This is a genomic window from Azospirillum agricola, assembly GCF_017876095.1.
GTDB lineage: Bacteria > Pseudomonadota > Alphaproteobacteria > Azospirillales > Azospirillaceae > Azospirillum > Azospirillum agricola.
In genome coordinates, this window is the sequence record NZ_JAGINM010000011.1 from 73,819 (window position 1) to 98,391 (window position 24,573).

Annotated in this window: 23 protein-coding genes; 5 read left to right on the forward strand and 18 right to left on the reverse strand. The window is 68.6% G+C overall.

The genetic code is table 11. From position 1 onward, the window contains the following. The first annotated feature begins 102 nt into the window (after nt 1-102). A complete protein-coding gene (locus tag J2847_RS17545) occupies nt 103-2,184 on the forward strand; it encodes a sensor histidine kinase (protein WP_209780191.1) in 2,082 nt (693 codons plus the stop codon). Here the strand turns inward: J2847_RS17545 and J2847_RS17550 are convergent. The 6 genes from J2847_RS17550 to msrA all read right to left on the reverse strand — a co-directional run bounded on the left by J2847_RS17550 (nt 2,178) and on the right by msrA (nt 7,196). Beyond that, entirely contained in the window at nt 2,178-2,792 is a 615-nt protein-coding gene (locus tag J2847_RS17550) for a pyridoxamine 5'-phosphate oxidase family protein (protein ID WP_209780192.1), read from the reverse strand. The genes J2847_RS17545 and J2847_RS17550 overlap by 7 nt on opposite strands. Nucleotides 2,793-2,806: 14 nt before the next feature. Beyond that, nucleotides 2,807-3,304: a DinB family protein gene (locus tag J2847_RS17555; protein ID WP_209780193.1), complete on the reverse strand. Its 498-nt coding sequence runs from the start codon at nt 3,302-3,304 to the stop codon at nt 2,807-2,809. 22 nt (nt 3,305-3,326) lie between these two features. Then, a complete protein-coding gene (locus tag J2847_RS17560) occupies nt 3,327-3,695 on the reverse strand; it encodes a DUF1801 domain-containing protein (protein WP_209780194.1) in 369 nt (122 codons plus the stop codon). A gap of 12 nt (nt 3,696-3,707) precedes the next feature. Then, entirely contained in the window at nt 3,708-5,741 is a 2,034-nt protein-coding gene (locus tag J2847_RS17565) for a DNA translocase FtsK (RefSeq protein ID WP_209780195.1), read from the reverse strand. Beyond that, complete coding sequence (locus J2847_RS17570; protein ID WP_209780196.1) at nt 5,738-6,367, reverse strand: PAS domain-containing protein; 630 nt, start codon at nt 6,365-6,367, stop codon at nt 5,738-5,740. The genes J2847_RS17565 and J2847_RS17570 overlap by 4 nt, the downstream gene beginning before the upstream one ends. A 187-nt stretch (nt 6,368-6,554) precedes the next feature. Continuing rightward, the gene (gene msrA, locus J2847_RS17575; protein ID WP_209780197.1) at nt 6,555-7,196 is read right to left on the reverse strand and encodes a peptide-methionine (S)-S-oxide reductase MsrA; all 642 of its coding nucleotides are present in this window, start codon (nt 7,194-7,196) and stop codon (nt 6,555-6,557) included. Nucleotides 7,197-7,359: 163 nt separating this feature from the next. Between msrA and J2847_RS17580 the strand changes: the two genes are divergently transcribed. Continuing rightward, the gene (locus tag J2847_RS17580) at nt 7,360-7,824 is read left to right on the forward strand and encodes an RNA polymerase sigma factor region1.1 domain-containing protein (RefSeq protein ID WP_209780198.1); all 465 of its coding nucleotides are present in this window, start codon (nt 7,360-7,362) and stop codon (nt 7,822-7,824) included. A gap of 21 nt (nt 7,825-7,845) precedes the next feature. Here J2847_RS17580 and J2847_RS17585 read toward each other — a convergent pair whose 3' ends face one another. From J2847_RS17585 to J2847_RS17615, 7 genes are all read right to left on the reverse strand, one after another. After that, nucleotides 7,846-8,658 carry a TrmH family RNA methyltransferase gene (locus tag J2847_RS17585; protein ID WP_209780199.1) on the reverse strand — a complete coding sequence of 271 codons (813 nt, stop codon included), beginning with the start codon at nt 8,656-8,658 and terminating at the stop codon, nt 7,846-7,848. A gap of 125 nt (nt 8,659-8,783) precedes the next feature. Beyond that, a complete protein-coding gene (locus J2847_RS17590; protein WP_209780200.1) occupies nt 8,784-9,362 on the reverse strand; it encodes a YqaA family protein in 579 nt (192 codons plus the stop codon). Nucleotides 9,363-9,503: 141 nt separating this feature from the next. Beyond that, nucleotides 9,504-13,616 (reverse strand): P-loop NTPase, encoded by a 4,113-nt coding sequence (locus J2847_RS17595; RefSeq protein WP_209780201.1) that lies wholly within the window; start codon nt 13,614-13,616, stop codon nt 9,504-9,506. A gap of 138 nt (nt 13,617-13,754) precedes the next feature. Further along, nucleotides 13,755-15,623 carry a cobaltochelatase subunit CobT gene (cobT, locus tag J2847_RS17600; RefSeq protein WP_209780202.1) on the reverse strand — a complete coding sequence of 623 codons (1,869 nt, stop codon included), beginning with the start codon at nt 15,621-15,623 and terminating at the stop codon, nt 13,755-13,757. Between the two features lie 91 nt (nt 15,624-15,714). Further along, nucleotides 15,715-16,110, reverse strand: coding sequence for a GxxExxY protein (locus J2847_RS17605; protein ID WP_209780203.1), 396 nt, complete (start codon nt 16,108-16,110; stop codon nt 15,715-15,717). Between the two features lie 89 nt (nt 16,111-16,199). Beyond that, complete coding sequence (cobS, locus tag J2847_RS17610; RefSeq protein ID WP_209780204.1) at nt 16,200-17,204, reverse strand: cobaltochelatase subunit CobS; 1,005 nt, start codon at nt 17,202-17,204, stop codon at nt 16,200-16,202. A 74-nt stretch (nt 17,205-17,278) separates the two neighbouring features. Then, entirely contained in the window at nt 17,279-17,863 is a 585-nt protein-coding gene (locus J2847_RS17615; protein WP_209780205.1) for a DnaJ domain-containing protein, read from the reverse strand. Between the two features lie 166 nt (nt 17,864-18,029). On the opposite strand from J2847_RS17615, the gene J2847_RS17620 reads away from it, so the two are divergent. Together J2847_RS17620 and J2847_RS17625 are read left to right on the forward strand one after the other, a co-directional pair. Continuing rightward, nucleotides 18,030-18,302 carry a BolA family protein gene (locus J2847_RS17620; RefSeq protein ID WP_085554991.1) on the forward strand — a complete coding sequence of 91 codons (273 nt, stop codon included), beginning with the start codon at nt 18,030-18,032 and terminating at the stop codon, nt 18,300-18,302. Between the two features lie 202 nt (nt 18,303-18,504). After that, the gene (locus tag J2847_RS17625; protein WP_209780206.1) at nt 18,505-18,993 is read left to right on the forward strand and encodes a ribbon-helix-helix domain-containing protein; all 489 of its coding nucleotides are present in this window, start codon (nt 18,505-18,507) and stop codon (nt 18,991-18,993) included. A 19-nt stretch (nt 18,994-19,012) separates the two neighbouring features. On the opposite strand, the gene J2847_RS17630 is transcribed toward J2847_RS17625, so the two are convergent. The 3 genes from J2847_RS17630 to J2847_RS17640 form a co-directional block, all read right to left on the reverse strand. Further along, nucleotides 19,013-19,642, reverse strand: a complete 630-nt coding sequence (locus J2847_RS17630; protein ID WP_209780207.1) for a DUF2889 domain-containing protein — start codon at nt 19,640-19,642, stop codon at nt 19,013-19,015. A 199-nt stretch (nt 19,643-19,841) separates the two neighbouring features. Further along, the gene (locus J2847_RS17635; protein ID WP_209780208.1) at nt 19,842-20,300 is read right to left on the reverse strand and encodes a CBS domain-containing protein; all 459 of its coding nucleotides are present in this window, start codon (nt 20,298-20,300) and stop codon (nt 19,842-19,844) included. A gap of 156 nt (nt 20,301-20,456) precedes the next feature. Beyond that, complete coding sequence (locus J2847_RS17640) at nt 20,457-20,942, reverse strand: SRPBCC family protein (protein ID WP_209780209.1); 486 nt, start codon at nt 20,940-20,942, stop codon at nt 20,457-20,459. A 345-nt stretch (nt 20,943-21,287) separates the two neighbouring features. Here J2847_RS17640 and J2847_RS17645 point away from each other — a divergent pair, with 345 nt between their 5' ends. Next, nucleotides 21,288-22,436 carry a hypothetical protein gene (locus tag J2847_RS17645; RefSeq protein WP_209780210.1) on the forward strand — a complete coding sequence of 383 codons (1,149 nt, stop codon included), beginning with the start codon at nt 21,288-21,290 and terminating at the stop codon, nt 22,434-22,436. Nucleotides 22,437-22,687: 251 nt separating this feature from the next. Here the strand turns inward: J2847_RS17645 and aroB are convergent, their stop codons facing one another. Both aroB and J2847_RS17655 read right to left on the reverse strand, forming a co-directional pair. Further along, nucleotides 22,688-23,812 (reverse strand): 3-dehydroquinate synthase, encoded by a 1,125-nt coding sequence (gene aroB / locus J2847_RS17650; protein WP_209780211.1) that lies wholly within the window; start codon nt 23,810-23,812, stop codon nt 22,688-22,690. After that, nucleotides 23,812-24,510, reverse strand: a complete 699-nt coding sequence (locus J2847_RS17655; protein WP_325169436.1) for a shikimate kinase — start codon at nt 24,508-24,510, stop codon at nt 23,812-23,814. Before J2847_RS17655 ends, aroB begins: the two co-directional genes overlap by 1 nt. Between the last annotated feature and the right edge of the window lie 63 nt (nt 24,511-24,573).

The following is a 24,573-nucleotide window of genomic DNA, read 5'->3' on the forward strand; positions in this document are numbered from 1 at the left end:
GCGCCACGGAGATGGATCGGAATTTCATACAAGTTTAAGAAAATCCTAGGGAACGGGCGGCTATGTCAACCATGCAACGTGGCCTGGGGAGGGCGGACGGCGATGGGCCGGAGGTCGGGCGGGGAGGGTGAGGGGCGAGCGGTGGCGGCGGTGCTGCGCCGCCTGACCTTCCTGTTGCTCCTTGTCCTCCTTCCGGCGCTGGGGGGCGGCGCAAGCGCGCTGGCCGACGGTGTCGGCGTCCTGCGGCTGTCGCCCGCGACCAAGGGGGTGTCGCTGTCCACCCATTTCGGCCAGCTTGTCGACCATGGACGCTCCCTGTCCTTCGAGGATGTCCTGCGCGCCGACGCCAAAGGGGAGGGCAGGGGGGAAGGCAAGGGCGACTTGGGAGGCTTCGTTCCCCGCACCGCCTTCCGGGGGGCCGGGCAGACCCGCGACATCCATTGGTACCGCTTCGACCTGCTGCGCGAACCCGGCGCGCCCGCCACCTGGATCATGGAGCTGGGCGAGGCCTACATCGACCATCTCGACCTGCATGTTCCGATCGACCCGGCCCGGCCCGCCACGGGCGCCGAGGATTTCCGGGTGATCCGCATGGGGGATTTCGTTCCCTACAGCCAGCGCCCGATGCAGAGCCGCCTGCACGCCACCCCGCTGGACTTGCCGGAAGGACGGGTCGTCACCGTCTATCTGCGCGTCGATTCGGTCAGCGCCATCACTCTGTACGGCACCTTGTGGACATCCAAGGCCTTCGTCGGCCAGCAGACCCGCACCCTGCTGTTCCAGGGGATGTTTCTCGGGGTGCTGGCGATCCTGGTGCTGGGTTACGGGGCGCTGGGCGTCATGTTGCAGGACACGGCGCTTCTCGCCTACACCGGCCACATCGCCTCGGCCCTGCTGTACTATCTGTTCGCCAACGGCATCGCCGCGGCGCTGCAACCGGACGCGCCGGGCTGGCTGATGAATCTGGAGGTCGGCGGCACCGGGCTGCTCGGCAGCGCGATGGCCTTGATCCTGTGGGACCGCCTGCTCGACCTGCGGCGGAATTTCCCGCGCCTGCACCGGGTCTACCTCGGAGCCGCGCTGTTCGCCGCGCTGCTGTCCGTGACGTCGGTGATGCCGTCGTTCTTCATGATCGCCAATCCGCTGGTGTCGCTCGTCGCCGCCATCCTCACCGCGATCAGCCTGGTGCTGATCGTCCTGCTGATCCGGCGCAACCCCCGCGACGTGATCCTGCGCTTCTATCTGGCGAGCACCCTGACCGCTGTGGTCGGCATCTCGGTGGCGCAGGCGGCGTTGCGCGGCGGCATCCCGCTCGACTGGCTGATCGTCGATCCCTACCAGCTCGGCTCGATCGTCGCCTTCCTGATCCTCGGCGCCGGCCTGACCCTGCGCATCCGCCGTCTCCAGACCGAGCGGGTCCGCGCCGAGCAGGAGACCCTCTTCGCCACCACGCGGGCGGAGGAGCAGCGCACCTTCATCGCCATGCTGTCGCACGAGTTCCGCACCCCGCTGGCCTCCATCGACGGCGCGGCGCAGATGATCGCGCTGACCGGCGGCATCGAGGATCCGGGCGCCCTGAAGCGGCTGGACCGCGTCCGCGCCACCACGCGCAAGCTCGCCGATCTGGTGGAGATGTTCCTGTCGTCGCAGGCGCTCGACCAGGGCGCGCTGGCGCTGAACCCGGAGCCGGTGGCGCTGGGGACGGTGATCGGGCAGGCGCTCGACGGGCTGGCGGTGCCGGGGGGCGAGGCGCGGCTGACGGTGACGGTGGAGGCGCCGAACCGGCCGTTGCGGGTCGATTCGCAGTTTCTCGGCGTGGCGGTGACCAACCTCGTGCAGAACGCGCTGCGCTACTCGCCGCCCGACACCACCGTCTTCGTCGAGGCGCGGGAGGAGGAGGGCGGTGTCGCCATCCGCGTCACCGACCACGGGCGCGGCATGAGCGCGGAGGAGGTCGCGCGCATCGGCACCATCTATTTCCGCGCCGCATCCTCGCGGGGGACCAAGGGGTCGGGAATCGGCCTCTACATGACGCACAAGATCGTCGCCGCCCATGGCGGGACGCTGACGGTGGACAGCGTGAAGGGCTCCGGCTCGGTCTTCACCATCCGGCTGCGCGACGACGTCCTGGGCGCGAAGGGGCTGGAGGGCGGCGACGCGGGGCTGCCGCTCGCCGCTCAGTAGAGAGTCTTCGGGATCCGTTCGGCGAGCGACCGTTCATAGGCCTCGCCGCCCTCGCGCCCGGCGCTGGCCTCGGCGAGCAGCGTGCCGGTCGAGGGCAGGCTGGCGCGCGGCACCTGAGTCGCCGGGTCCCACAGGTGGGAGCGCAGCAAGGCGCGGGCGCATTGGAAGAACACTGAGTCGATGGTGACGACCAGCACCGATTTCGGCGCCTTGCCGTCCACCGCGAAGGAGCCGCAGAGGTCCGGGTCGGCGTCGATCACGGCGCGGCCGTTGACCCGCAGCGTCTCGTTGACGCCCGGCACCAGGAACAGCAGCCCGACGCGCGGGTCGTGCAGGATATTGCGCAGGCTGTCGATGCGGTTGTTGCCGCGCCGGTCGGGCAGCAGCAGCGTGCGCTCGTCCGCCACGCGGACGAAGCCCGGGCCGTCGCCACGCGGCGAGGCGTCGAGCCCCTCCGGCCCGCTGGTCGCCAGAACCAGGAAGGGCGAGGCCTCGATCAGCGCGCGGTAGCCGGGGGTGAGGCTCGGGACCTCCTTGGCGATCGACGGGGCGCCGGGTTCGCCGTAGAGCGCCTCCAGCGTGGCGAGGTCGGTGATCGGACGGGGCATCGGGACCGGAATGGTTAGGGGTTCAGCCGGAAATAGACGAAGTCGATGACCGGCGCCTTCAGCCCGAACTGGCTGAGCAGGCCGTGCGCCTGACCGCGATGATGGGTCTGGTGGTTGAAGACGTGGGTCAGCACCTCGCCGAACGGCAGCTCGTAGGCGGTGCCGGCGATGTTGCGGTAGGCGAGGGGCGCCTCGAAGCGTTCCTCCGGCTGTTCGGCGACGACGCGGATGATGCGCTCGTCCTCGGCCTCGCGGGCGGCGCGCAGGTCGGCGAGGCGGTCGTGCAGGATCTCGTCGAGCGCCGACGGCTTCGGGCCGCCGCCCTCGATGCGCTCCAGCCAGATGCGGTCGGCGACCAGGATGTGGTTCAGCGTGCCGAGGACCGAGCCGAAGAAGGCGCCGCGATCCTCGCGGGCCTGCGCGTCGGCGAGCTGCGCCGCCGTCTCGTAGAGCCGCCGGTTGGCCCAGCGGTTGTAGAGGGCGAGGCGGTCGAAATGGGCCTTGGCGTTCATGCTGGGGCTCGTCCTTGCGGTGTCAGGCGGGGGACCGGGCGTTGGCGGCGGCCCGGGCGGCGTAATCCCGCAGATGCTTGGCCTCCACGTCCGCGACGCTTTGGAGCTTGATGTGGCGGCGGAACTTCCCGCTGCCTTCCAGAACGCCCCGTGGGTCGTCGAGGTCGCATCCCCGGCTGAACTCCAGCGAGACGTGCCCCTTGTAGGCGAACACGCCGCCGAACGGGGCGGAGCCTTCGAACATCACGCCGCCGTACTTCACGCTCTCCGTGACGCCGGGAACCGCCGCGCGGACGGCCTGACGCACGGCCTGCACGACGGCATGAATCAGCGCGTCGTTTTCGCCGATGCGCGCGACCAGGGCCTCGACGGCGTCACCCTTGCCCGCCATGCCGCTTCCGCCCTAGACGCCGGCGCGCTTGGCCGACAGGCCGGCGCTGGACAGCAGGACCTCGCGCTTGCCCTGGTGGTTGGCCGGGCCGACGACGCGCTCCGTCTCCATGCGCTCGACCAGACGGGCGGCGCGGTTGTAGCCGATCTGGAGCTGGCGCTGGATGAAGCTGACCGACACCTTGCCCTCGCGCACCACGAGGTTGACCGCCTGCATGTAGAGGTCGTCGCCCGACAGGCCGCCGCCGCCGCCCTCGTCGTCCTCGACGGCCGCCGCCTCCTCCTCTTCCTCGGTGATGGCGGTGACGTAGTTGGGGGCGCCCTGCGCCTTGACGTACTGGACGATCTCCTCGACCTCGGCGTCGGAGACGAAGGGGCCGTGGACGCGGGTGATGCGCCCGCCGCCCTGCATGTAGAGCATGTCGCCCTGGCCGAGCAGCTGCTCCGCCCCGGCCTCGCCGAGAATGGTGCGGCTGTCGATCTTCGACGTCACCTGGAAGCTGATACGGGTCGGGAAGTTGGCCTTGATGGTGCCGGTGATGACGTCGACCGACGGGCGCTGGGTCGCCATGATCAGGTGGATGCCGGCGGCGCGCGCCATCTGCGCCAGACGCTGGATCGCCGCCTCGATCTCCTTGCCGGCGACCAGCATCAGGTCGGCCATCTCGTCGACGATGACCACGATGTAGGGCAGCGGCGTCGGCTCCTGCGGGGTCATGTCGAAGACGTTTTCCGGCTCGCCGGCCGGCGTCGCGCGGCGCGGCATCTTCTCGCCGGCCGCGATCATCTCGGTCATCCGGGCGTTGTAGCCCTCGATGTTGCGGACGCCGAGCTTGGACATCGCCTCGTAGCGGCTCTCCATCTCGCGCACGGCCCAGCGCAGGGCGACCACGGCCTTCTTGGGGTCGGTGACGACGGGGGTCAGCAGATGCGGGATGCCGTCATAGACAGACAGCTCCAGCATCTTGGGATCGACCATGATGAAGCGGCAGCGCTCCGGCGGCAGCCGGTAGAGCAGCGACAGGATCATCGTGTTGATCGCCACCGACTTGCCCGAGCCGGTCGTGCCGGCGACCAGCAGGTGCGGCATGCGGGCGAGGTCGGCGACGATCGGCTCGCCGCTGATGTCCTTGCCGAGTCCGATGGCGAGCTGGGCGTTGGTGTTGCGGAAGGCGTCGTGGTCGAAGCTCTCGCGCAGATAGACCATCTCGCGCACCGGATTCGGCAGCTCGACTCCGATGACGCTGCGGCCGGGGACGATGGCGATGCGGGCGGTGACCACGCTCATCGAGCGGGCGATGTCGTCGGTCAGGTTGATGACGGTGGCCGACTTGGTGCCGGGCGCCGGCTCGAATTCGTAGAGCGTCACCACCGGGCCGGGGCGCACGTCCATGATCTCGCCGCGCACGCGGAAATTCTTCAGGACGGTTTCCAGCATCCGCGCGTTGCGGGCCAGCAGCGCCTCGTCATGCTGCTGCGGCGGGCGCGGCGGCGGGCTCTGGAGCAGCGTCACCGCCGGCAGCGAATAGACCGTCGGGTAGCCGTCCGCGTCCTCCGGGGCTTCCGGCGCGGTGCCGGCCCCGATGCCGGTTTCGGCGGTGTCCGCGTCCGCCACCATGTCGGCGTCCCCGGCGGCTTCCCCGGCGGCGTCCCCTGCGGCTTCGGTCTCCGCCGCCGCCTCGGTCTCCGCGATGTCCGGCTCCGCCCCGGCGTCGGCGCTCTCCGGCGTTGGGGCCGCCGTGGCCGGTGCCGCGACCGCTGACTCGGTCGGCTCGCGCGCCTCGTAGGCCCACTCGACCCCCGACAGGAAGGCGAAGCCGGCGACCACCGCCAGCGCCTCGTCGGACAGGTTGGTGGAATAGACGGTGCCGGCGCGCGGCGTGCCCGGCAGCACCTCGACGTCCCACATCACGCGGCCCTCGCCGCGCGCGTTGGGGACGAGGTTGAAGGGGCGGCCGTTCAGCGCGCACCACAGGTTGAATTCGTCGGCGGTGACGACGCCGGACTGGGTCGGGGGGGCGGCGAGGTGCGGCATACGCGGCGTCATGCCGAGGCTCCCGGCTTCTGTTCGGTGTTCTGGTCGGTGTCTTGATCGGCGGCGGGCGGCTGGTCGGCCGGCGCATCGGGCGCCATCTCCGGCGCCATCTCCGGCGAGGGAGAGCCGCCGGCCGGCGGGCTGTCGGCCGGAGGGGTGGCCCCCGGCGGGGGCGCGGCCGGGCGGGCGGTCACCTCGTAGGCGGCGACCAGCAGCTTGTCGATGGTGGCGCCGTCGCTCGACATCGGCAGCACCAGCCGTTCCCAGCTCCGGGTCCGGCCGGCGAATTCGGCGGTGTAGACGCGGGCCACCGGCCGCCGTTCCCGCCGCACCGTGTCGTATTCGGGTTGCAGGATGGCGCGCTGCTCCGCCGGCAGGACGTCCACCGTCGCCCCCAGGCGCGAATGGCCGAAGGCGGCGGCCAGCGCCTTGCCGTAATAGGAATAGACGAAGGCCCCGCCGTCGCCGACGTCGTCGCCGATCACCTCGAAGACGACGATGTTGTCCTTCCACGGACGCAGGTCGGCCGGGGCGATGCTGGTCGGCGACGGAGGCCGGCCGCCGGTGGATTTGGTAAGCCAGAAATCGAGCAGGCCGCTGAGATACGGCGTCGCCAGCTCGGTTCTTTCCTTTGTCATCGATGATCGCAGCAGGACGGGCGGCGCCCCGGGTGCGTGACGCCGCGGGAGCTTTCATGGACCGCCCGAACCATACCCGCAAGCAACCCCGCCACGCAACCGCAAGGGCTTACCCCGAACGGGCGGCCCGGCCGGTGTCCGCCGGGCCGCGGCCTTTATGCCGCACCTTTCGGGGTCTGCTCCCTTGTTACGCGGCGCAGCTCACCCCGGTGCCGCCCAGGCCGCAATAGCCGCCGGGGTTCTTGTGGAGATACTGCTGGTGATAGCCCTCGGCGTAATAGAAGGGCGGCGCCTCGCGGATTTCCGTGGTGACGGGGCCGTAGCCGGCGGCCTTCAGCCGCTGCTGGTAGGCGTCGCGCGTCGCCTGGGCCGCCTCCAGCTGCGCCGCCGTGTGGGTGTAGATCGCCGAGCGGTACTGGGTGCCGACGTCGTTGCCCTGGCGCATGCCCTGGGTCGGGTCGTGCGCCTCCCAGAAGGCGCGCAGCAGCGTGTCGAGGCTCACGACCGCCGGGTCGTAGACGACGCGCACCGCCTCGGTGTGGCCGGTGCGGCCGGAGCAGACCTCCTCGTAGGTCGGGTTGGGCGTGTGGCCGCCCTGGTAGCCGACCGCCGTCACCCAGACGCCGGGGATCTGCCAGAACTTGCGCTCCGCCCCCCAGAAGCAGCCGAGCCCGACATCCACCACCTCCAGCCCGGCAGGGTAGGGTGGTTTCAGCGGGTTGCCGTTGATCGCGTGGCGGTCGGGAACCGGGATCGGTTCGCTTCGGCCGGGAAGCGCCTCGTCCGGTCCCGGCAGGGTGGCCGGCTTGCGCAGAAACTGCCCCAGCATGCTGGTCTCCGTTCCGATGGATGGTGCGATGGGATGACCCCTAATGTCGGATCGCCGCAACCCGGAAGCAAGCCCGAGCGGGGCGGTCGGGAATCGGCCGGGAACCTTGGGGCCGGGTCCGGCTGTTCATCTGGAAACAGCCTTCTTTGCGGAGACGATGATCATGGCCACCACCCAGCCCGTCAGCGACGCGACCCTCCAATCCCTGATCGAGCAGGGCCGCCGTTCCGGCAACCGCCTGGGCGCCGAGGCGCTCGGCGCCGCCCTGCCGATCGAGACGATGACCCCGGAGGAGATCGCCGCCGCCGTCGAGCGCATCGAGGCCGCCGGGGTCGAGGTCGAACTGGACGATTCCCGCCTGATGCGCTCGCGCGGCGCGCCGTCCGGCGACTACCGGCGCGGGGACGGCGTGGTGGACATCGCCAGCCCGGCCGCCCCGGCGGTGTCGGCCCCCGGTGCGGTGCCGTCGCGCCATGGCTGGGCCGACGACATCGCCGCCGGCGCGTCGCATGGCGCCCACGGCCATGGCGCCTCGCCGACCTGGACGCGCGACGGGGTGGAGATGTTGCCGCTGGCGAGCCTCGCCGGGGTGGCGATCGTGCTGCTCATCGCGTTGGGCGGCCACTGACCGTTGCGATGAGGCCGCCGCTCAGGGCCTCGCCGCCAGCGCGTGGATGAGGATGGCGGCGGTGGCGGCGACGTTGAGCGACTGCACCCGGCCGCTGCCGGGAATGGTCAGCACCGTGTCGCAGGCGGCCAGCGTGGCGGGCGGGATGCCGTCCTCCTCGTTGCCCATCACCAGGGCAAGGGGCTTAGCCCCGCCCGCCGTCAGCCCGCCGACATCGATCGAGACCCGCTTGGGATCGAGCGCGGTCCCGACGACCCGGTGGGTCGCGCGCAGCCGTTTCAACAGCGCCGGCAGGTTGGCGGCCTTGAACAGCTCGACCCATTCGAAGCCGCCCTCGGCGACGCGGTAGGCGGCCTCCGACGGCTGGGCCTGCCCCGGATGGTCGGACAGCACGACGCGCGGCAGGCCGAAGAAGGCGGCGGTGCGCAGGATGGCGCCGAGGTTGTGCGGGTTGCCGACCCCGTCGAGGATCAGCAGCGGCTCGCTCCAGCGCCGCGCCGTCTCGCCGTCGAGGGCGGGCAGCGTGCGCGGCGCCATCAGCGCCACCACCCCGCCGTGCAGCACCGTGCCGGCGACCTTCGCCAGCTCGTCGCCCTCGACCATGCGGTAGGGTTTGCGGGCGGCGGCCATGGTCTTGCAGAAGCCGCCCACCGCCGGTTTCAGCCGCTCGTCGAAGAACAGGCGCTCGACGCGGGCCGGCTCGTGCTCGAACAGGGCCGAGACGGCGGCGAGACCGGCGACGCGGAACAGCTTGGCGCGCGCCTCCTCCTGGAACGGCGCTTGCCGAGCGGGGCGGGGGTGTTGGGGAAGGGGCGGGCGCCCGCGCGGGGGCATGTCGGTCCTGTCGGGTCGTTGCGGCGGTTGTCCGCGCGTTTCACCACGAAGACACGGCGGACACAAAGACTTTCACGAGGCCGCCGCCAAGACGCCGTCGCGTGGGCGTCGCGGGGAGGGGCCGCCTACAACAGCTTCACCACCAGGAAACCGCCGATCAGCGCCGCCGCGAAGACGCTGGTGACCAGGGTCAGCCGCTTCTCGATGAAGACGCGGATCGGTTCGCCGAAGAAATACAGCAGCGCCGCCACCAGGAAGAAGCGCATGGCCCGCGAGATGATCGACGCCCCGATGAACACCCACAGGTTCAGGTGCGCCACCCCGGCGGTGATGGTCAGCAGCTTGTACGGGATGGGCGTCATGCCCTTGATGATCAGGATCTCGGCCCCGTACTCGACGAAGGTCTGGCGCAGCGCGTCGAACTTGTCGGCAAGGTGGTAGAAGTCGATGACCCAGCGGCCGAGCGTCTCGTACAGGAAATAGCCGATCATGTAGCCGGCGATGCCGCCGACCACCGAGGCCAGCGTGCAGATGGTCGCCAGCTTCCACCAGGCCCGCCGGTTGGCGATGACCATCGGCACCAGCAGCAGGTCCGGCGGCAGCGGAAAGAAGGAGCTTTCCGCGAAGGACACGGCGGCCAGCCACTTGGTGGAGTCCTTCGAGGCGGCCTTGGCCATCGTCCAGTCGTACAGGCGCTTCAGCATGCGGGAGACCGCCTTCGGGTGGTGGACCGATCAAGGCATCTTGTAGCGGCGGCGGGGCGGCGGCGCCAGACTCCAAAACGATCGTTCACCGATGGGGAGGCGCCGATGGACGGCGTACCCCTTTCGCCGATGCGGGGCGGCTTAGGACGGCGGCGCCTTCGCCGGTCCGGCTTTGCCGGTCCCGCCCAGGCTCCGCCGTACGGTCCTGCATTGGGGATGATCGGGGAAGCGCGCCAGCCATTGCCTTGCCCATTCGGCCATCCCGCTGTCCGGCACGGCGCCGGAAGCCGCCAGGACCTCAGCCATGGGAAGGAAGATCATGTCCCATTTGTGGTCCTGCCCGGCTGTGGCCGCAAGCGCGTCCCGCCCCGCGCTCGTCAGGTCGCGATCTCCCGGATGGGCTTTCCAGAGCGCCCGCCAGACATACTTCCACGATCCATGGCTGCAAGGGGCTTTGCCCAGCCAGGCGCGTGCCAGTCTTTCCAGATCACCGTCGGGCGAAGCCCGCCACAATTTTTCCCAGACATACTGCCAGGAGCCATGCCGTGGTCGAACGGCGCCGAGCCATTCCCTGGCCTGCCGGTCCAACTCCGCGTCGCCCGGCGCGGCCTCCCAGAGCTTGATCCAGACAAATCCCCAGGATCCGTGGTCCGGCTCGACGCGTCCGAGCCATTCCCTGGCCCGCCGGTCCAATTCTCCGTTGTCCGGCGCGGCCTCCCAGAGCTTCTCCCAGACAAATGCCCAGGAGCCATGACCCGGCTCGACACGTCCGAGCCATTCTCTGACCCGCCGGTCCAACTCCGCGTCGCCCGGCGCGGCCTCCCAGAGCTTCTCCCAGACATATTTCCAGGAGCCATGGCCCGGCTCGACGCGTCCGAGCCACTCCCTTGCCTGCCGGTCCAACTCCGCGTCGCCCGGCGCGGCCTCCCAGAGCTTTTCCCAGACATACTTCCAGGAGCCATGGTCCGGCTCGACACGTCCGAGCCACTCCCTTGCCCGCCGGTCCAACTCCGCGTCGCCCGGCGCGGCCTCCCAGAGCTTTTCCCAGACATACTTCCAGGAGCCATGGTCCGGCTCGACGCGTCCGAGCCACTCCCTTGCCCGCCGGTCCAACTCCGCGTCGCCCGGCGCGGCCTCCCAGAGCTTTTCCCAGACATACTTCCAGGAGCCGTGGTCCGGCTCGACACGTCCGAGCCACTCCCTTGCCTGCCTGTCCAACTCCGCGTCGCCCGGCGCGGCCTTCCAGAGCTTTTCCCAGACATACTTCCAGGAGCCATGGGTCGGCTCGACGCGTCCGAGCCACTCCCTTGCCTGCCGGTCCAACTCCCCGTCGCCTGGTGCGGCCTCCCAGAGCTTTTCCCAGACATACTTCCAGGAGCCATGGCCCGGCTCGACGCGTCCGAGCCACTCCCTTGCCTGCCGGTCCAACTCTCCGTTGCCCGGCGCGGCCTCCCAGAGCTTGATCCAGACGAATCCCCAGGAGCCATGGTCCGGTTCGACGCACCCGAGCCATTCCCTTGCCTGCCGGTCCAACTCCCCGTCGCCTGGTGCGGCCTTCCAGAGCTTTTCCCAGACATACTTCCAGGAGCCATGGGTCGGCTCGACACGTCCGAGCCATTCCCTTGCCTGCCGGTCCAGCTCTCCGTCGCCCGGCGCGGTCTCCCAGAGCTTCACCCAGACATAATACCAGGAGCCGTGGCTTGGTTCGATGTGGCCGAGCCAACCAAGGGCGCAAAGCTTCAAACTGGGCGCGCCGCTCGACAGCTCCCACAAACGCTCCCAGATGAAGCTCCAGAAGGTCGGTGGCGTGCGCCAAGCGTCGATGACACGGTGGGAAAGCCGTTGCAGCGCGGCGTCATGGGAGGCGCGGCTCCAAACCTTCTCCCATATCCATGACCAGCCGATGCTGGTGGCGGGGACGCGGTCCAGCCATTGGATGGCGGCGGCGGTCACGTCCGGATCGTCGGGCCAACGGTCGAGAAGGGTGGACACTTCGAGGCTGACCGACGCGGAGCCCTGACGTCCCAGCATCCGGGCGAGAAGGCGCGCGAAACGTGGATTGCCCGTCGTGAAGGTCGCCTCGATGGCCAGGGGGCGCCAGTCATGCCATCCCGTGTCGGCGAAGCGCTCCAGCAGATCCCCGACCGCCGTTTCGATCTGGCGCCGCTCGGCATCCCCGAGTCCCTTCGCCGTCTTGAGCAGATGGCGTGCCGTAAGGCGGAGCCCCTTGTCGGCCGGCGTCGCGCCGGCCAGTTGCCCAAGCGCGGCCCGCCATGGCGACGGATCCAGCCTCAGCTCGGGAAAGCGCCGTTCGATCTCGATCCACACCGGCAGACGGGACAGATCGTTCCGGGTGTCGTCCAACCGCCTGTAGACCTGGAGCAGCACGTCGAGGGCGTCCTTGACGGACAGCCGCCCGGTCAGATCGACCCCCTCCAGACTGGAGCCGCGGCTGATGGTCCACAAGGGGGCGGTCCGCTGCTGCGGAGTGCGTCCATGCTGCTGCGCGGCGAGCGTCGCGTCCCGCAGATGGCCGTTGCGGACCGGGCGCTGGCTGGGCGAGTCCGGGTTGAACCAACGATCGTAGATCACGTTGCTGAGGTGGGGGTGCTTCAGCCACACGCCCGGACGCCCGAGCGCCGTGCCGTCCTCGCCGTCATGGATCGCGAGGTGGAATTCCTCGGTCAGTTGGGCGATGCAGCCCTGGATGCGGTCGTCGAGCCGTTCGAGCGCGGCGTCGGGATAGCCGACATAGAGACGGTTGAGGGCGATGATCTGGCTGAACAGCCCTTCCAGTCCAGCGGCCGCCATGGCGCGGATGCGGTTGCGGAAACGGTCGGCGAAATGGTCCAGGCGTTCCCGGTGCGCCCAATCGTGGAACAGTTGGACCAGGAGAACATCCTCGCCCTCGGCGTAGCGGGGCGGGTCTTCGCCGGTGCGGTCACGGTACCAGAGGCGCAGGCTCTGCCGTTCCGCCGCATCCTCCAGCGGAAGCGGGAGGCGGTCGATGGCGATGCGGTCGGCGGTCAGGTCGCCTTCGCACACGTCGATCTGCTCGCCCGGTCCGCAGGCGAGGATCAGGGGAAGCCGCGCGCCGTTCTCCCGCGTCTCCAGCAGGGAATAGGCCTCGTCCCAGAAGGTGAAGGGCGCGTCGACCGCGTTGGGGGCGTAGGGATCGTCGATGACGATGATCGGCTGGACATCCTGGGCGGCGGCAAGGTCGAGCGCGATCCGCATCGCCGTGGGAAGCTGCCGGATGGTGTTGCCGATCCACAGGACCGGGCCATGCCGGCGCTTGCGGAGCGCGGTCATCATGTGCAGAAGGGCGACGCTCTTGCCGGTTCCCGACCGGCCTTGCAGCCACAGCATCCGCAGCGTGCCGTCGGTCGGATCCCAACGCTCCGTCCGCGTTTCGATCCAGGACTCCGCCTGGTCGACGAGGTCCCGGTAGACCGCGCGCGGCGCGAAGAAACCGCGCCGCAGATGATCCAGCTTCGGCGCCTCGCCGGTCAGCACCGCGCGGCCGACCCCGTCATGGCGCAGAGTGTCGGGCGGCGGTTCGTCGGCCTCGCGGACAAGCATCAGCTCGGCGGGGCGGCGTTCCTCCGCCCGTGCCTGCCGCAGCTCCACCAGCTTGTCGGTGACGCGCTGCATCAGGCGGCCGACCTCCGTCTCGCAGCCGTTGAACTCCTCTCCCAGCCAGACGTTCAGGGTGCGGCGCGGGAACGGGTCATGGAAGTCGTTGGCCAGCCGTTCGAAGATCTCGTTTTCCGGGTCGACCTCGAAACGGACCGTCAGGCGCCGCTTGAAATCGTCGATGCGCTCCTGCGACGCGGCGGTGTCCGGCGCCCAGCCATCGATGGTGGCCTGGGGGTCGCCGCATTTGTCGAAGCGGGCGGACACGCCGTAGGTCAGGCCGATGGCGGCCTCCAGCAAGTCCGGGGTCGAATCGCTGGCGACCTCGTGGATCGTCCAAAGCTCCCGCAACGCCTTTTTCAGCGTCGTGGCGTCGAGCGTGCGCTTGACCTGCACGATGGACGGCGTGTCGGCGATGACGCAAAGGTCGGACAGGTGTTCGTTGAGAACGTCGGCGCGGATCCGGTCGCGCGCCTTGGTCCGGTGGATGTCCAGGGCCTTCGCGATGGCCAGCAGCGTCTGGTAGCGAAACCCTCGCAGGGCGTTGCGGCCGCCTTCGGCGGAGGCCCGATGCTTCTCGGTCCAGGTCCTGTGGAGCGTCGACAGCGACTGTAGCATTGCATCCCTCGTTCACCAGGGAAGATGAACGAGGGGTGTCACGGGTAGCAAGCTGGAAGTGGGGCGGGTGGAAAAGGAGAAAAAGACAGGTCGCGTGCAAGGGTCGGCTCCTGAGCGAAGGACGCCGTCCCCGCCGGATCAGCGCCAGCGCCGGCCGCCCCCCCGGCGGTCGTCCTCGTCGAACAGCTCGGCCAGCTTGTTCATCATCGTGCCGCCGAGCTGCTCGGCGTCGACGATGGTGACGGCGCGGCGGTAGTAGCGGGTCACGTCGTGGCCGATGCCGATCGCCACCAGCTCCACCGGGGAGCGGGTCTCGATCTGCTCGATCACCTGCCGCAGATGCCGCTCCAGATAGTTGCCGGCGTTGACCGACAGGGTGGAATCATCGACCGGCGCGCCGTCGGAGATCACCATCAGGATGCGGCGCTGTTCCGGCCGGCCGAGCAGGCGGGTGTAGGCCCATTGCAGCGCCTCGCCGTCGATGTTCTCCTTGAGGATGCCCTCGCGCAGCATCAGGCCGAGATTCTTGCGGGCGCGGCGCCACGGCATGTCCGCCGACTTGTAGACGATGTGGCGCAGGTCGTTCAGCCGGCCGGGGTGGGCCGGCTTGCCCGACGCCACCCAATGCTCGCGCGCCTGCCCGCCCTTCCAGGCGCGGGTGGTGAAGCCCAGCACCTCGACCTTCACCGCGCAGCGCTCCAGCGTGCGGGCGAGGATGTCGGCGCTGATCGCCGCGATGGAGATCGGCCGGCCGCGCATCGAGCCGGAATTGTCGATCAGCAGCGACACCACGGTGTCGCGGAAGTCCGTTTCCTTCTCCTTCTTGAAGGAGAGCGGCAGCACCGGGTTGGCGACGACGCGGGCCAGCCGGGCGGCGTCGAGGATGCCTTCCTCCAGGTCGAAGCTCCAGGAGCGCTGCTGCTTGGCCATCAGCCGGCGTTGCAGCCGGTTGGCGAGCTTGGAGATCACCCCCTGGAGGTGCTGCAACTGCTGGTCGAGCAGGTGGCGCAGCCGCTCCAGCTCCGCCGGGTCGCAGAGGTCGGCGGCGTCGACCACCTCGTCGAAGCGGGTGGTGAAGGCCTTGTAGGCGTTGGGGTCGGCCTCGTTGCGGCGGCTCGTGTCGTTGCGCCAGGGCTGGCCGGGGCCGGCGGGCTCCTCCGCCCCCTCGCCCTCGCCCATCTCCATGTCGCCTTCCTCGCCGGCGCCTTCCTCGGCGCTCTCGCCCATCTCGGAGCTGTCCTGCATCTCCGACGAGGCCATGGATTCGGAGTCGCTGTCCTGGTCGTCCTGGCCGCGCGTCTGGCCATGCTCGGGCGATTCGGCGCTCTCGGCGGAATCCTTGGACTCCTGCTCCTCCTCTTCCTGGTCGGCCTCCTGGCCGACCTCCATGTCGAGGTCGGTCAGCAGACGGCGGACGGCGCGGGCGTAGGAATCCTGGTCGGCGGCGTGCCTGGCGAGGCCGCGCAGGTCCTTGCCCAGCTTCTCCTCGATCCACGGGCGCCAGAGATCGACGGCGTGGGCGGCGGCGGGGGGCGGGGCGGCGCCGGTCATCGCCTCGCGCGCGATCATGCGCAGCGCCTCGGCGAGCGGAACCTGCCCGCGGTCCTCGAAACGGTCGAAGCCCTGGCGGCTGTACTTGTCGTCGAGCGCCGCCTCCAGATTGCGGGCGACGCCGGCCATGTGCTGCGAGCCCAGCGCCTCGCAGCGCGCCTGCTCCATGGCGTCGAAGGCCTGCCGGGCGGAATCGCCGAGCGGCAGCCGGTGGGCGTGGACCAGCGGGTCGTGGTGGCGCAGCCGCAGCGCCACGGCGTCGGCCGCCCCGCGCAGCTTGGCGACGTCCACCGGGTTGAGGTCGCGCGCCGGCTGCGGCACCCGCACGCGCTGGCCGGCGAGGCCGGGCGGGTCGGCGGAAAAGGCGACCTGCACCTCCGCGCGATGGGACAGGGCGCGCACCGTGGCGGTGGTGGACCGCTTGAAGGCCTCGACGGGGGTGTCGTTCTGGGTCATCGCGGGTGTCTTCGGAGGTGGTTGGAGCCTTGCGGCGGTCAAGCGGCGGGGAGGAAGGTTGCCACGGATGTCACGGATTGGGACACGGCTTTCACGGATGTCGCGCCGGAGGCAGCACGCGCCGGACGGTCAGGCTCGGGCTTGCGAAGTTGCGCAGAAGGCCGACCGGCAACCCGCTTGCCCGCAGATAATTCAAGACCTGCCGGCTGTGGGCCTGGATCAACGCCTCGCATGTCTTCAACTCCACGATCACCCGCTGTTCGACGACGAGGTCGGCAAAGTAACATCCGACGGGTTCGTCTTTGTAGTGAACCTTGAAGGGGACTTCCGTGGACGCCTGGAGTCCGTCGTCCGCCAGTTCGCGAAGCAGGGCCTTCGTGCAGACCGCTTCGGCAAACCCGTGGCCGAGAGCGCCATGGACGGCGAAGGCGGCACCGATGACCCGCTCGGTCAAACCGTCGAGATCAGTGCCCAGGCTGACCTTCATCCGTGAAATCCGTGCGTCAATCCGTGGGAATCCCTGCGCGCGGCGCCACGGCCCGCCCCGAAGGGAAGCCGTGACACCGCAAGCGCGGATCACACGAGGTTCGCCTGGACCCCCGTCTCCGGCAGTTCGACGCCGAAGCAGCGCTGGTAGTATTCGGCCACCGTCGGCCGCTCCACCTCGTCGCACTTGTTGAGGAAGGTGATGCGGAAGGCGAAGGCCACGTCGTTGAAGATGCGCGCGTTCTCGGCCCAGGTGATGACCGTGCGCGGGCTCATCACGGTGGAGATGTCGCCGTTGATGAAGCCCGAGCGCGTCAGGTCGGCCAGACGCACCATCGAGGCCACCGTCTCGCGGCCCTTGGCGTCGTCGTAGTCCTTCACCTTGGCGGCGACGATCTTCACCTCGGCGTCGACCGGCAGGTAGTTCAGCGTCGCCACGATGTTCCAGCGGTCCATCTGGCCCTGGTTGATCTGCTGCGTGCCGTGGTAGAGGCCGGTCGTGTCGCCCAGGCCCACCGTGTTGGCGGTGGAGAACAGGCGGAAGGCCGGGTGCGGGCGGATGACGCGGTTCTGGTCGAGCAGCGTCAGCTTGCCCTCCACCTCCAGCACGCGCTGGATCACGAACATCACGTCGGGGCGGCCGGCGTCGTACTCGTCGAACACCAGGGCGCAGGCGTGTTGCAGGGCCCAGGGCAGGATGCCCTCGCGGTATTCGGTCACCTGCACGCCGTCGCGCAGCACGATGGCGTCCTTGCCCATCAGGTCGATGCGGCTGATGTGGCTGTCCAGGTTGACGCGGATGCAGGGCCAGTTCAGGCGCGCGGCGACCTGCTCGATGTGCGTCGACTTGCCGGTGCCGTGATAGCCCTGCACCATGACGCGGCGGTTGAACGCGAAACCGGCGAGGATCGCCAGCGTCGTGTCGCGATCGAAGCGGTACGCCTCGTCGACGTCGGGCACATGCTCGGTGCGCTGGCTGAAGGCCGGCACCCGCATGTCGCTGTCGATTCCGAAAACCTCGCGCACCGAGACGGTCGTGTCGGGCTTGTGGTCGAACAGGGCCGAGCTGGCCTGCGTGGCTCCTTGGGAAGGCATGGTTGGGGTCTTACGTTCCAGCAAGTGTCGGTTGTCCGGCGGTCGCGGGGGAAACCCGGTGCGCCATCGCGGGTTCAGGCAGCATAACAGGCTTTCAGCGTGTTGTAGGCCAGATTGATCTCTTTCAATTTTTCTTCGGCCGCCTTGTCGCCGCCGTTGGCGTCGGGATGGTGCCGTTTCGCCAGCTCGCGGTAGCGCGCCTTGATCGCCGGGAAGTCCACCGGCGGGACGAGATCCAGCACCGCCAGCGCCTCCTCCTCCACCGTGCGGGCGTGCTGGCGGCGGTGCGCCTTCTCCTCGTCGCGGTCCTTGCCGGGGTTCTGGCCGAACTCGAAGCTGAAGCCGTGCAGCACCCGGTCGCGCAGGTACTTCTCCTGCGCCGCCCATTTGCCCATCGGCCAGCTCGGGCGCTGCCAGGTGGTGTCGCGGCGGACCTCGGCCTCGATCTGGTCGGTGGACATGCCGGCGTAATAGTCCCAGGCGCGGTTGTACTCCCGGACATGGTCGAGGCAGAACCACCAGTATTCATTGAGCGAGCCGCGACTCTTGGGTGCGCGGTATTCGCCCGCGGCGACGCATTCGGGATGGTCGCAGACGCGGGTCGCGCCGCGCGCGGCGGTGTGGGTGTCGGCGTAGGATCGGGCGCGGTGCTTGCTCATCGGGCAAGTATGGGAACAGCCGTCCGCTCTGGCAAGCGCGCCGGAGAGGGCTTCCGCCCTCCGCAAAGAGTGGGGCGCGCACCTTGACAGAGGCTTGACGGCGCACTCACTTGTGTATCCTCCGGTGGCCGAAGCCCGGTCCCGGATGGCCCCTCCCGAGGACCCTATGGAATACGCCACCCGCATCCGTGAGAAACTGGCCGCCGGCCTCGCCCCCGACACCCTGGAGGTGATCGACGAGTCGCATCGTCACGCCGGCCATGCCGGCGCAGACGCCAAGGGCGAGACGCATTTCCACGTCACCGTCGTCTCGTCCGCCTTCGTCGGCCGCTCGCGGGTCGAACGCCAGCGCATGGTCTACGCCCTGCTCGCCGACGAGCTGGCGGAACGCGTCCACGCGCTCGCCCTGACCACCCGCACCCCGGCCGAGGTCGCCTGACGGCACCCGTTTCCGTGATGTATACGCATACATACGCATGCAACCATTGAGAGATATATTCGGGATATGAAATAAATCTCTACGTGACTGAGGTTGCAATTCCCGCATCGTTTAGTAAAGTGCCGGACATGCAACCATTTATCGCGCCGGGGTGGCCGCAGATCGCGCGTGTCCACCGGCGGCTTCGTGGAAGGGGCTGCGGATGGCGAAGCGTGGGCCGAAGAAGAAGCAGGCGGACAACCCCAAGCACGGGGTGGAACCGTTGAAGAGCCAGAACATCATGATCGGCGGCCACCGCACGAGCATGCGGCTGGAACCGTCGATGTGGGACGCTCTGGAGGACATCGGCCGCCGGGAAGGGCTCACCGTCAACAGGCTGTGCACCTCGATCAAGGAGCGGATCGAGGAGCAGGCGCGCCGCCGCGGCGTGCCGCCGGACGAGGCGGAGGTGACGCTGACGTCCGCCGTGCGCGTGTTCATCGCCGCCTACTACCGCCGGGCCTGCACCGAGGACGGGCATATCCGCGCCGGCCATGGCGGCAGCGATCCCTTCCTGGGGACGCCGTTCGAACTGCCCGTGGCCGACGAGACGGAGCGCGTGGGCGGTTCCGGCGGGTCGGGCGATCCGGCCTTCTCGGCGCCGGGGGGCAAGCCGACGCCCGGCGCGGGCCTGCCCTTCGCGGAGGTGTGAGAGCCGGCCCGGCCCGCGATCAATCCGCCGCCGCGCGGTTCCCCTCCTTCGAATCCAGACCGTCCGCGTCGCGGTCGGCGCCGGTGTAGTGACGGGGCCAGTTGCGCCGCGCCACATCGCCGTCGCTGGCGAGGATGTGGCACATGTTCAGCAGGACCGGAGGATCGCTGGAGTCCCGCGGGTCGCGCCCTTCGGCCTTGGCCTTCAGGGCCGCCTCGCGGGCCAGGATGGGGAAGACGGTCTGGAAGGCGGTCGTCGCCAGCGGTCCCAGCAGCTCCACCAGATGGGTGCAGCCCTTCGGCCCGCCGAGCCGCGTCTTGACCGCCTTGGTCCAGCCGGCGCCGATCCGCAGGCCGACCAGCGTCTGGAAGGCGGGGGTGATCGACCCGCAGGCGCCGTAGGGGCTGTCGTCGGTCACCGCCTCCACCGCGCGGACGGTCAACTGGTCGTCCACGGTCAGCCGCATCCACATCTGGTGGATGGGATCGCCGGGCTCCAGCCGTCCGCGTTCCTCGGTGTCGAAGCCGTAGCTCTTGATATCGGTCAGGTGACCCTCGATGTCCCACAGCCCGTCGGCGCGGCGATAGCCTTGGCACGTGACCCGACGGGTGTGGATCGGCTCGCGCGCGGCGGGTGCGGACAGGGGCATCGGGACCTTCGGTTCATCGTGTCGGGGGAACCCGCCCGGTGGCCGACGGCCGGCCGGCCGCGGCGGAGGCGACCTGTGACAGGGTGAACTATCGGTGGGGTGAGCCGTCCGGTCAACCCGACCCCACCGCAATGCAGCGTTACCGTTGCGTCAACCAGGCGTCCGGCCGGGATGCCCCGGCCGATCGCCGCTCTTTCCCTTACGTGGTGGCTTCCGCCGAATAGCCGGAGCCGAACATGAAGGCCTCGCGGTCGCGGATCTCGTCCTCCAGATGGCTGCGGACCACGGCGAACAGGTCGCGGATCGACACCATGCCGACCGCCTCGCCGTCCACGGCGACCGGCAGGTGGCGGTAATGGTGGCGTTCCATCAGCTCCATCGCCGCCAACGCCGAGGCCGCCGGCTCCAGCGTGTCGGGATCGGCGGTCATCACCGCCGAGAGCGGGGTCGCCGACGGATCCAGACCGGCGGCCACCACGCGGACGGTGATGTCGCGCTCGGTGACGATGCCCTTCAGCGTCCGCCCGGTCGTGACCAGCACGGCGGCGATGCGCCGCTCGGCCATCAGCAGGGCGGCGTCCCGCGCGGTGGCGTCGGGCGGCAGGCAGGACAGGTCCTGGTGTTTGATGACATCCGGCATCAGTCTCCGGGTGGGCATGTGTCCGTCTCCCTCGGTGGTCGATGTCGTGGACAAGCGATGCTCTGTCGGCGCGCGGTCGCGTCACCGGAAATTGATCCTGACAGTTGGCGATAGAAACAGTCAATAGGATGGATGATCGCTGATTGCGTGCTTCCGCGGAGCCGCCCGGTTTCCTCAATGCGACGGCGGCTGGCCGGTCAGCGACTTGCGCAGGCCGTCGAAGCCGGCGGTGTAGATGCCGGCGATGGCCTTGCGGGCTTCGGCGTCGGAGGCGCCCTTCGCCTTGAAATGGGACGACCAGACGACGCGGGTGGTGTTGGCGTCCACCGCGCTCAGGCGGATGGTGGAGACATAGTCCGCGACCGGCAGCGGCCCGGTCAGCAGGGTGTAGCGGAGCCGGTGCTTCTGGTCGGAACTGGCCAGCAGCCGCTCCTCGATGGCGCCGCCGCCCTTGAGGGCGAGTTCGCGTTCGACCGCGCCGCCCTGGCGCAGGGTGCAGCCCTCCACGGCCGGGTGCCAGTTGGCGATGGCGCAGAAGGCGGCGACCTGTTCCCACACCTTCCCGATGGGGGCGGCGATCCGCGCCGACTCCCGCACGTCGAGGGCAAGGGCCGGCTGCGCCAACAGCGCGAGGGTCGCGGCGGCGAATAGAATCCTCATGGTTTTTCCTCCCCGGTGGGCACCGCCGCCGGATCGTCCGGCCGGGCGCGGTGCTGTCGGGGGAAGTATGGAAAACGGTCCGTGACCCCCGCAATGAGACGATGGACGGAGAGGCGGGGGTTCCGGAAGCCGATGGCGCTAAGAGCGCCTATCAAAACCCCGATCTGCGTGTTGAAGCCGTTGACCTCCCTCACCCTCGGACCGGTTCTGATCCGCACTCTTATCCAGCGCCTTGAAGCCGGCGAGCGCGTCCACCGACGTTGTCAGCCTGTCCAAACGCGATAGACACACATGCCCTGGATGGAGATACTCAGGTTGCGCTCACAGGCGCGCGGACATCCTGGGGTGCGTGATGAACCGTTTCGGAGCAGTGCTTTTCCTGTCCGCCGCGTCATTGCTGAGCTGACAGTCAACTGGATGGAAGAGAGGGGTCCGATGTCTGCCAAGCGCCCGTTTTCACCCACACCGACCTCTCCTCCGGCATCTTCCAGAAAGGGTGTTTTTGCGCCACCGTCTGTCCCACCCGCAGTAAAACACAATATCGCGCCGCCCGCCTCGTCTGCGACGATTTTGCCAAAGCTGGCTGTAACAGTGCCGTATCCACCCACCATTGTTCCCAACTTGGGCTCACCCCCTAAATCTTGGGCAACTCCATCGGTTCTCAAGCTGCCTGTGGATCGCAGTGCTCATATTCATTCGCAACCGCCTACTGCCAGGATATCGCCAGCCAATCCGGTCCGACCGAGCCAGCCAACGGTTCAGCCAGTGACGCAGCGTCCTGCGTGGCGGCCGGTTACCATTGAACCGCCACCCGCCCGATGGCAACCGGTGGGGCTAGCGATTCAACCCGCGACCGTTGTTAGGGCAGATCCCGCAATCGTCAAGCATCCCGGTCGACTGGTGATTCAGCGCATGAATTTCAATGCAAAAACAACGGTTGCTCTTGAAGATCAAATACAGGATCTATTAACTGAGATGGAGTACGCGGGAGATACTGGTGATGATTATGCATTGCTAAATAAAATATTTAATTATTTTGATCCGGGATCAAATAAATCGTCAGTAATTGCGCAAATAAAAAAAGAAGTCGGACCGAATCCGCAAGGAACTATGAAGAATCTTATTGATTGGTTGAGTAATCCAAAAAATCTTAATAACTCAATTAGAGAAACGAATTACGGGAACTATTATAATAGTGCAGCAAAAAAGAAAATGACTGATTATGTTAAAAATAATCCAGGTGTACTTCCAAATACGTGGATCTGTCCAGTCGGGGCCGGTCACGTCGCTTTGAATAGCGATGCATCAATTGATCACGTTGACCCCGTTGCCAAACACTGGAATGATGTTGGATACAATTCGAATAGATCCACAAGAACAACGTGGTATACGGATGAATCAAATCATGTAACGGTTTGCAGAAGCTGCAATTCATCGATGGGATCTGGCGGCATTAGATATAGAATTACAACTGGAGCGAACTACTCTAATTAAAATGTGATTTTGCAGCGTCTACTTCTGGCGCGTTGCGGCAGAAGTCAGGAAGCCCAAAGCCGTGCTGGCGCCCGCACCCCCTTGGCTACAAGCATGCTTGATCCTCACATCAGGCTGGGTTGACCGGCTCGACCCTCATATGCTGGCGCTTCGTCCAGAAATGGTTCTGTTCAGAGTGCGGATCAGAACCGGTCTGAGGTTGAGGAGAATCAACGACTTCAGCGCATCGGACCGGGTTTTTGATAGGCACTCTAGGCGGGCGTCACCGAGTCCGCCAGCACGGCGCGCACCGCGTCGGCGTCGACGTCGCGGCGGGTGAAGGCCTTGCCGATGCCCTCGGCCAGGATGAAGGTGATGCGGCCGTCCAGAACCTTCTTGTCCTTGGCCATCGAGCGCAGCAGCCCGTCGACGTCCCACTCCACCCCGGCCACGTCGGCGGCGCGCACCGGCAGGCCGACGGCGGCCAGATGGGCGCGGGCGCGCCGGGCGTCCTCGGCCGGGCAGAGGCCGAGCCGCACCGACAGGTCGAAGGCCATCACCATGCCGATGGCGACGCCCTCGCCGTGCAGCAGGGTCTGGCCGAAGCCGGTCGCCGCCTCCAGCGCGTGGCCGAAGGTGTGGCCGAGGTTGAGCAGGGCGCGGTCGCCGCTCTCGCGCTCGTCGACCCCGACGATGTCGGCCTTGGCGCGGCAGCTCACGGTGACGGCGTGGCGGCGGGCGGCGCTGTCGCCGTCCACCACGCGGTGGCCGTTCTCCTCCAGCCAGGCGAAGAAGCCGGGCAGGCGGATCAGCCCGTACTTCACGACCTCGGCGTAGCCGGCCAGCACCTCGCGGCGCGGCAGCGTGTCGAGCGTGGCGGTGTCGGCGATGACGAGGCGCGGCTGGTGGAAGGCGCCGATCAGGTTCTTGCCGTGCGGGCTGTTGATGCCGGTCTTGCCGCCGACCGAGCTGTCCACTTGGCTCAGCAGCGTCGTTGGCACCTGGATGAAGTCGATGCCGCGCAGGGCGGAGGCGGCGGCGAAGCCGGTGATGTCGCCGATCACCCCGCCGCCCAGGGCCAGCAGCACGGTGGAGCGTTCGATCCCGCGCCCGAGGATGCCGTCCATCAGCGCCTGGAAATGGCCGAAATCCTTGGTCTTCTCGCCGGCCGGCAGGGTGATGGCGGGGGAGGGGGCGATGCCGGCCCCCACCATCGCGGCGTTCAGCGTGTCGAGATGCAGCGGGCCGACGTTGGCGTCGGTCACCACGATGGGGGCGCGGCCCCGCGTGATCGCGGCGATGCGCTCGCCGGAATCGGCCAGCACGCCGTCGCCGACCAGGATGTCGTAGCTGCGCGGGCCGAGGTCGAGGCGGACGGTGTCGGGCGTGGCGGTCATCAGGGCTTCTCGACGCTCTTGTCTGGGGTCTTGGGGAGGGGCTTGCCGGAAGGGGCGTGGCCGGAACCGTGGCCGGAACCGTGATGGTGCGCCGACGGCGCGCGGTGGGGCAGGCGCACGCCGAAATGCGCCTCCAGCGCGTCGATCACCAGTTCAACCGTGGTGTCGGGCGGGCGCTCGTCGCTGACCACCGTCAGGTCGGCCTCGGCGTAGACCGGGTAGCGCTGGGCCATCAGCCGGCCCAGCACGTCGCGCGGGTCGCCCTGGTTCAGCAGCGGCCGGTGGGTGCGCCGCGCGGTGCGGGCGATCAGCACGTCCAGCTCGGCGCGCAGCCACACCGACACGCCGTGCGCGTGAGTGGCGGCGCGGGTGTCGGCGTCCATGAAGGCGCCGCCGCCGGTCGCCAGGATGTGCGGCGGCTCCTCGGTCAGCAGCCGGGTGATGATCTTGCGCTCGACCGTGCGGAAGACGGCCTCGCCGTCGCGGGCGAAGATCTCGGCGATGGTGCAGCCGGCGGCGGCCTCGATCTCGGTGTCGGCGTCGCGGAAGGTCATGTTCAGGCGCGCGGCCAGACGGCGCCCGATGGCGCTCTTCCCGGCGCCCATCAGCCCGACCAGGACCACGGTGCGGGGCAGGAGCGGCGGCGCGGTCTCCCCCGGCCGCGAAAGCTGGGCGGTCATCGCCTTGCGCAGTCCCATCTCACCCCACCCATCTGCAAACCCCGCCCGTGCAAATCCCGCCCCTGTCGCCGATCCGTCATA